Here is a 6,772-nt window from a genome sequence, read left to right as displayed (position 1 = left end):
GGCTACACTTATTGTGCCTTATGCTGTTTCAGCTTCATAGCCTTTAAGTGAAAAATTCATTGATGAATTATGGGCCCCTGAAAGATCATATAATTGAACAGTCATTTTCTCTCAATATCTTTTATGTCATTTCAAATTTGGCTTGGTTTCGTACTTGCATGTTGGATCATTAGTATCTCCCCTGGGGCAGGGGCCATTGCGTCAATGTCGAGTGGTGTCAACTACGGTTTTCGGCATGGTTACTGGAATGCACTGGGCCTACAACTTGCCTTATTGGTGCAAATCGGTATTGTTGCGGCTGGGGTTGGGGTGCTTTTTGCCACAACGCCTTGGGCATTTTGGGCTGTGAAATGGTTTGGTGTGGCTTATTTAATGTATTTGGCTTATTTACAATGGACGGCACCCATCCAGTCGATTGACATTCAACAAGAACAACCGACTAAATCACGTTCCAAATTGGTGATGTATGGCTTTCTGGTCAATATGAGCAATCCGAAAGCCATCGTATTTTTATTGGCTGTTCTACCGCAATTTTTGGATTTGTCTAAACCACAGTGGTCTCAATATGCGGTGATGGCTGTCACGATGGTCACGATTGATTTGATTGTGATGGCAGGATATACAGGGCTGGCAGCAAAAGTTTTAAAACTCTTAAAATCCCCGCGGCAGCAAAAATATCTCAATCGTACTTTTGCCGTGTTGTTCAGTTGTGCGGCGGGATTGCTTAGTTTAGTTCATCAGTAAATTTAGTCTGCGTCAGTTCTGCTAAAAACTGTTGTTCAGTAACCACATGTATACCGTGCTGACGAAATAGGGCGGCAGTGACTCCTTCACCCGCAATTTTTTGCCCTGTAAATGAACCATCATAAATGCCATCACTGCCACAGGATGGGCTATTGGCTTTGAGCACAGCATGGCTAACATGATTGGCTTGTGCCAATGCTAAAGCTTTGTAGGCGCCTTGAATAAAGACATCGCTAAGCTGATGGCCATCTTCGGAAAAAACCTGTGCGCGGCCAAATAAAACATCAGCACCTGACCCGTGGCGAATTTCTGCTGCGGGACGTGGGGTGGGAAGTCCTGCACTGACTTCAGGACATAAGCTGACATAATTTTTATCGAGTAAGGCTTGAGCTAATTGAGAGACTAGGCAGTCTTTGCCGTCATAACGGACTTTTTGTCCGAGTAGACATGCGCTGATAAAATAACGTTTAGGGCTCATTTAGTTATGTCAGTTTTTTAAACTTCTGCGCGATAAAAATCAGCGCAAACAGAATCGACATGGTTAACACGATGCTAAGCCCTGTGGAAGTGTTTAGCCCTGCACTGGACCATAAACCAATCGTTACTCCAATTTGCGCAATCACAAAGGCCCAAATCACCATTTGTTTTGGAGAGTGGGCAAGCAGTCGAGCGGTGAGTGCTGGAATGACAAGCAATGCACCCATCAGTAAAGAACCCACTGCACGAAGCGCTAAAATGGTAAATAGAGCCAGTAGCAACATAAAAATCAAACGTTGCCATTTCGCACTAACACCTTCACTGACAGCCATATCAGGATCAATAGCGATTTGAATTTGAGCCTGCCAACTCTTATAAAGCACTGCCAAAGCAACAACAATAACGCTTGCAAAAACAGGGAGGTCTGCCCATGTAATCGTGAGCAAATCACCAAACAAATAGCTGAGCAACTCAGGTCTTAAACTTGGAATGTGTTGAATAAACATTAGGCCTGAGCAGAGCAAGGTCGCAGAACAGAGTGCGAGTAAGGCGTCATTCGGTAAACGTGGATCATGCAACACCCAAAGAATCGCCACCAACAGCACCGCAATAAAAGCTACACCCATCCACAGGGGTAACGTCATTGCTCCTGCAATTGCGACACCCAATAGTGTGCCATGTGCCATGGTGTCGGCAAAGAACGACATACGACGCCATAGCATCAAACAGCCCAGTGGAGCTGTGAGGAAGACCAATAAGGTTCCCATAATCCATGCAGGCAATAGTATTTGTAACCATTCCATCATGATTTAAGCTTCCGGTTCAGGGTGAATGTGGGGGCGAGTGTCATGCTGACAAGGCGTTGCACTATCACCATGTGCACAGTGATCATGATGATGCTGATAGAACACGCGGTTGGTGCCAAATATTGCTTGGTATTCGGGGTGCTGTTGCACATTTTCAGGTAAACCGCTACAGCAGATGTGTTTATTGAGACACACCACACGATGTGTCCCTTGCATCACCCACTGCAAGTCATGGGAAACCATAAGTACAGCACAACCGTATTTGACGGGCAGACTGCGTACATAATCATATAATTCAGCTTCAGACTGGATATCTAAGCCTTGCATGGGTTCATCGAGAACTAAAATATCGGGTTGGCGTAACAGCGCGCGCGCCAGCAAAACCCGTTGTCGTTCCCCACCTGAAAGTTGTTGTACTTTGGAATTTTCAAGTTTGCTGATCCCCGTATCGTGGATAATTTCTTGTTTGATTGTGGGATCACATTTTTCCAAAGCTAAGAGGTCTTTCACCCTAAGTGGTAGGCTATGTGAAGGATTAAATTTTTGTGGCACATAGGAAAATTTCAGGGACTTTGTCGTTTTAATTTCACCAGCATTAGTGCGCACAATGCCCAATAGTACTTTAATGAGCGTGGATTTCCCCGCCCCATTGGGGCCGATCAAGGTCACAATTTCTTGCTCATGCAAAGAAAAATCGACATGTTTTAGAATGTCGCGTTCATCAATGCGAACACTAATCTGGGAGAGTTCGACCAGAACGGGATCCGAGTTTATTTGTTGCGGCACTGCTGACAAATTCCTGAAATTTCAATAATACTATGCTGCGCGGTGAAACCATCTGCTGCTGAAAGGGCGTCGAGTTGTTGTAATAACCCTTGAGCAGAGGCTTCCGTCACTGACTTGCAATCGGTACAAATAAGAAAGGCCGCTTGATGTCCCTCGCGTGGATGACAGCATGGAATATAGGCATTAATTGAGGTTAAACGGTGAATCAGGCCTTTTTCTAATAGAAAGTCTAAAGTGCGATACACTGTTGGTGGGGCAGCAGGACGGTCAGCATTACTTTTAATTTTAGCCAGCAAGTCATACGCCCCCATTGGGCCTGTTGCATTGAGGATCAGTGCCAACACTTCTTTTCTTAGCGGGGTTAAGCGTGCCCCTGTTGTTGTGCACAAGACTTCCGCTTCCGCCAAACGCGTCTCAACGTTGTGATGACCATGCACATCATGTAAAGCATGGTGGTGTTCGTGAGAACAAGCGCTCATAGCAAACCTCAAGTGCAAAATCTATAAAAGAAAAACGACATTAAATCTTAGCATGAAGCGAAGAGAGTTTCGATTGGGCATAGGTATTTTTGTTGATTTGTTATATTATAACACTAATTATCTTTCTAGTGATTGCTCCCCATGTCCCGTTTTTTGGCTTTTTGTGCGTTTGCGCTGTTTAGTAGTGTTGCTTGGACGCAAGACTTGGTTGTCTCTACGCAGCCCATTTACTTGATCGCACAGGAAGTGACGAAAGGCATTGAAAAACCAACCTTATTATTGGCAAATCAATCTGGACATGATGTCAGTCTGACCCCAATGCATCGCAAAATTATTCAAGATGCAGATCTGGTGATTTGGTTGGGTAAAGAACATGAGGCACCTTTAGATAAGCTGTTGTCACAGAATGAAAAAGCCATTTCTATCTTACACTCGGGCATTATTCATGCATTACCTCAGCGAAATACCCGTGGCATAGCACTCAAAGATACTGTTGATACTCATGTCTGGCTAGATCCCAATAATGCAGTTCGCATAGCTTTCTTTATTGCAAGTCTTCGCTCGCAGCAAATGCCTGAATATAAAGACCGTTATTGGAATAATGCTAAAGTCTTTGCGCAGAGCATGTTGCAAACCTCCAATATATATAGTCAAAGTACCCAAGCTCGCCCATATTGGTCTTTTCATGATGCTTATCAATACCTCGAGCGTCCTTTAAACTTGCGTTTTGCAGGTGCGCTAACCGATGATCCACATGTTGCACCTACTGTTGCGCAAATCAAATACTTAAATGACAACCGTCCTTATTCTAAGATGTGCCTTTTGGCTGAAATGCATGCCAGTCAAGCACAATATCAAAAGTTGAACCCATTGGTTTTCCAAGCGGTCGATGAAAGTATGACTGGGGCAGGGGATTTTGTCAGTGCGTGGAAGCAATTAGCTGATCATGTGCATAAATGTGTGCTAAATACCCGAAAGTGACGCAAAAATTAAACAATAATTGATTAGTTTAAAAGCAATTTAAACATAGAAAAAAACTCGACTTAGGTCGGGAAAAGATTGCATGTTCAGGGGTGTAACCCTATAATGCCTGCGATTAAAAATAATCATCAGCTAAACTTGTCAAGCATGATTGTTGTGAGTGAGTAAAAAATGAGCCGAACTAGTCGCTTGATTGACCGACGATTAGCGAAAGCTTTAGTCCTCTTACAAGCATGTATGATTCCTGTTTCAGCCTTGATCGGTTGGGTCTTGAAAGATTCAACTGCAGCCCTGAGTGCAGCATTAGGTGCACTCGTGTGTTGGCTTGCGACTTGTTATTTTTCATGGCAGTCGTTTCGAGCAGCAGGAGCTCGCGCTTCTAAACAGGTTCTTGCGAACATGTATAAAGGCATGATGGGTAAGTTTGCAATTGTGATTGTTGGTTTCATTTTAATTTTAAGCAATGTCAAACCGTTGTCAGCGGTGGCGTTGTTTTGTGGTTTTATGCTCGTTCAAACTATGACGTGGGTTGCTCCATTTTGGGTGTCGCGTCAACAAAAACGAGTTTAATAAGCACTACAAAAAATTGAAAAGTTTTTTAGGAGAAGAACGAGATGTCAAGCAGCACGCGATGTTCGTTCTCTCTATTTGTATTTGACATTGACCAGGTGTGATTTATGGCTGCTGAAGAACATGCCCTTACTTCGACCGAGTATATCAAGCATCACTTGACGAATATGACCTATGGCAAAATGCCAGATGGTTCATGGAAGTTGGCTGAAACTGCTGATGAAGCTCAACAGATGGGGTTCACTGCTATTCACTTGGATTCAATGGGTTGGTCTATCACGCTTGGTGTGATTTTCTGTTTGTTATTCTGGTGTGTAGCGAAAGCTGCAAACTCTGGTGTTCCAACCAAGTTCCAGTCTGCAATTGAAATGATCATTGAGTTTGTAGACTCAAGTGTTCGCGACACTTTCCATGGCAAATCACGCTTAATTGCTCCACTTGCATTGACTATTTTCGTGTGGATTTTCCTCATGAACGCAATGGACTTAATCCCTGTTGACTGGATTCCATTCATAGCTCAACAAATTGGTGCAAGTGTATTTGGTATGGATCCTCATCACGTTTACTTTAAGGTTGTACCTTCTACAGATCCAAACATTACCTTAGGTATGTCTTTATCTGTATTTGTTCTGATCTTGTTCTACAGTATTCGTGAAAAGGGGATTGGTGGTTTCGTTGGCGAATTGGCACTTAACCCATTTAATCCAAGTAACCCAGTTGCAAAAGCGTTATTAATTCCAGTGAACTTAATTCTTGAATTGGTAACCTTCCTTGCACGTCCAGTTTCATTGGCTCTACGACTTTTCGGTAACATGTATGCAGGTGAGTTAATCTTCATCTTGATCGCATTATTACCGTTCTGGATCCAATGGGCGTTGTCTGTGCCTTGGGCGATCTTCCACATTCTTGTTATTACGCTACAAGCATTTATTTTCATGATGCTGACTATCGTATACTTGAGCATGGCAAGCGAAAAGCATTAATGGTAATGCCCAACTATCACTGGATGGTTGGGCGCATAATTTTTTATTTTAATTTGGTATAAACCTAACCTCTGAGGAATTATCATGGAACTCACTTTAGGTCTAGTTGCAATTGCATCTGCTATCTTGATCGCTTTTGGTGCTTTAGGTACTGCGATTGGTTTTGGTCTTTTAGGCGGTCGCTTCCTTGAAGCTGTTGCACGTCAACCAGAATTGGCTCCACAACTTCAAACTCGTATGTTCTTAATCGCGGGTCTTCTTGATGCTGTGCCTATGATCGGTGTTGGTATTGGCTTGTTCTTCATCTTTGCTAATCCATTTGTAGGTTAATCAGCTTAATTCCTAAATTAAACTATTGAGGAATAGCAATGAATATCAACCTCACATTGATTGGCCAAGCGATTGCATTTGCGATGTTTGTCGCATTCTGCATGAAATTTGTATGGCCACCACTAATCAATGCGATTAGTGAGCGTCAGCGTAAAATCGCTGATGGCTTAAACGCTGCTGAAAAAGCAAAAGCTGATCTTGCGGATGCGCAAGCTCAAGTGAAAGCTGAATTAGATGCAGCGAAAGCGCAAGCGGCTCAATTGATCGAACAAGCGAACCGTCGCGGTGCACAATTGGTAGAAGAAGCTCGTACTCAAGCGTCAGCTGAAGGTGAGCGTATTCGTCAACAAGCAAAAGAAGCTGTTGATACAGAAATCAATTCTGCTCGTGAAGAATTACGTCAACAAGTTGCTGATCTTGCAGTAACAGGTGCTGAGAAAATTCTTAGCCAAAAAGTTGATGCTGAAGCTCACAATGCCATGCTGACTCAGCTGGCTGCTAAACTTTAAGAGAGGCGGATTATGGCTGAACTCTTGACGTTGGCACGCCCGTACGCTAAAGCAGCATTTGCTTACGCTTCTGAGCAAAATGCAACTGACTCTTGGTCATCTGCATT

The 6,772-nt window shown here is 43.4% G+C and carries 10 protein-coding genes and 1 pseudogene; 7 read left to right on the top strand and 4 right to left on the bottom strand.

The features are described from left to right. Nucleotides 1-123 precede the first annotated feature (123 nt). Nucleotides 124-744 carry a LysE family transporter gene (locus B4F08_RS11640; protein ID WP_119065013.1) on the top strand — a complete coding sequence of 207 codons (621 nt, stop codon included), beginning with the start codon at nucleotides 124-126 and terminating at the stop codon, nucleotides 742-744. Here the strand turns inward: B4F08_RS11640 and B4F08_RS11635 are convergent. From B4F08_RS11635 to B4F08_RS11620, 4 genes are read right to left on the bottom strand one after another with little or no spacing between them, the layout of a single operon-like run. Next, on the bottom strand, nucleotides 725-1,222 hold the full coding sequence (locus B4F08_RS11635; protein ID WP_291374436.1) for a DUF523 domain-containing protein: 498 nt from the start codon (nucleotides 1,220-1,222) through the stop codon (nucleotides 725-727). The genes B4F08_RS11640 and B4F08_RS11635 overlap by 20 nt on opposite strands. Before the next feature lie 4 nt (nucleotides 1,223-1,226). Continuing rightward, nucleotides 1,227-2,027: a zinc ABC transporter permease subunit ZnuB gene (znuB, locus tag B4F08_RS11630; RefSeq protein ID WP_291374435.1), complete on the bottom strand. Its 801-nt coding sequence runs from the start codon at nucleotides 2,025-2,027 to the stop codon at nucleotides 1,227-1,229. Between the two features lie 3 nt (nucleotides 2,028-2,030). Further along, nucleotides 2,031-2,813 carry a zinc ABC transporter ATP-binding protein ZnuC gene (znuC, locus tag B4F08_RS11625; protein ID WP_291374434.1) on the bottom strand — a complete coding sequence of 261 codons (783 nt, stop codon included), beginning with the start codon at nucleotides 2,811-2,813 and terminating at the stop codon, nucleotides 2,031-2,033. Continuing rightward, on the bottom strand, nucleotides 2,798-3,292 hold the full coding sequence (locus tag B4F08_RS11620) for a transcriptional repressor (RefSeq protein ID WP_086210815.1): 495 nt from the start codon (nucleotides 3,290-3,292) through the stop codon (nucleotides 2,798-2,800). Before B4F08_RS11620 ends, znuC begins: the two co-directional genes overlap by 16 nt. A 141-nt stretch (nucleotides 3,293-3,433) precedes the next feature. On the opposite strand from B4F08_RS11620, the gene B4F08_RS11615 reads away from it, so the two are divergent. From B4F08_RS11615 to B4F08_RS11590, 6 genes and pseudogenes are all read left to right on the top strand, one after another. Continuing rightward, complete coding sequence (locus B4F08_RS11615; protein WP_291374433.1) at nucleotides 3,434-4,273, top strand: metal ABC transporter solute-binding protein, Zn/Mn family; 840 nt, start codon at nucleotides 3,434-3,436, stop codon at nucleotides 4,271-4,273. A gap of 171 nt (nucleotides 4,274-4,444) precedes the next feature. After that, the gene (locus B4F08_RS11610; RefSeq protein WP_086210813.1) at nucleotides 4,445-4,843 is read left to right on the top strand and encodes an ATP synthase subunit I; all 399 of its coding nucleotides are present in this window, start codon (nucleotides 4,445-4,447) and stop codon (nucleotides 4,841-4,843) included. Nucleotides 4,844-4,950: 107 nt separating this feature from the next. Next, on the top strand, nucleotides 4,951-5,826 hold the full coding sequence (atpB, locus tag B4F08_RS11605) for a F0F1 ATP synthase subunit A (RefSeq protein WP_086210812.1): 876 nt from the start codon (nucleotides 4,951-4,953) through the stop codon (nucleotides 5,824-5,826). A gap of 84 nt (nucleotides 5,827-5,910) precedes the next feature. Then, nucleotides 5,911-6,156: a F0F1 ATP synthase subunit C gene (gene atpE, locus B4F08_RS11600; protein ID WP_000424060.1), complete on the top strand. Its 246-nt coding sequence runs from the start codon at nucleotides 5,911-5,913 to the stop codon at nucleotides 6,154-6,156. Between the two features lie 38 nt (nucleotides 6,157-6,194). Next, nucleotides 6,195-6,665, top strand: a complete 471-nt coding sequence (locus tag B4F08_RS11595; protein ID WP_004684420.1) for a F0F1 ATP synthase subunit B — start codon at nucleotides 6,195-6,197, stop codon at nucleotides 6,663-6,665. 12 nt (nucleotides 6,666-6,677) lie between these two features. Next, nucleotides 6,678-6,772: pseudogene (locus B4F08_RS11590) on the top strand (F0F1 ATP synthase subunit delta); the annotation flags it as partial.

Origin of the sequence: Acinetobacter sp. UBA6720 (assembly GCF_002454215.1) — a bacterium.
In the GTDB taxonomy this organism is placed as follows: Bacteria; Pseudomonadota; Gammaproteobacteria; order Pseudomonadales; family Moraxellaceae; genus Acinetobacter.
Note: the sequence above shows the minus strand (reverse complement) of the source record. Positions and strands in the feature narration are given on the sequence as shown.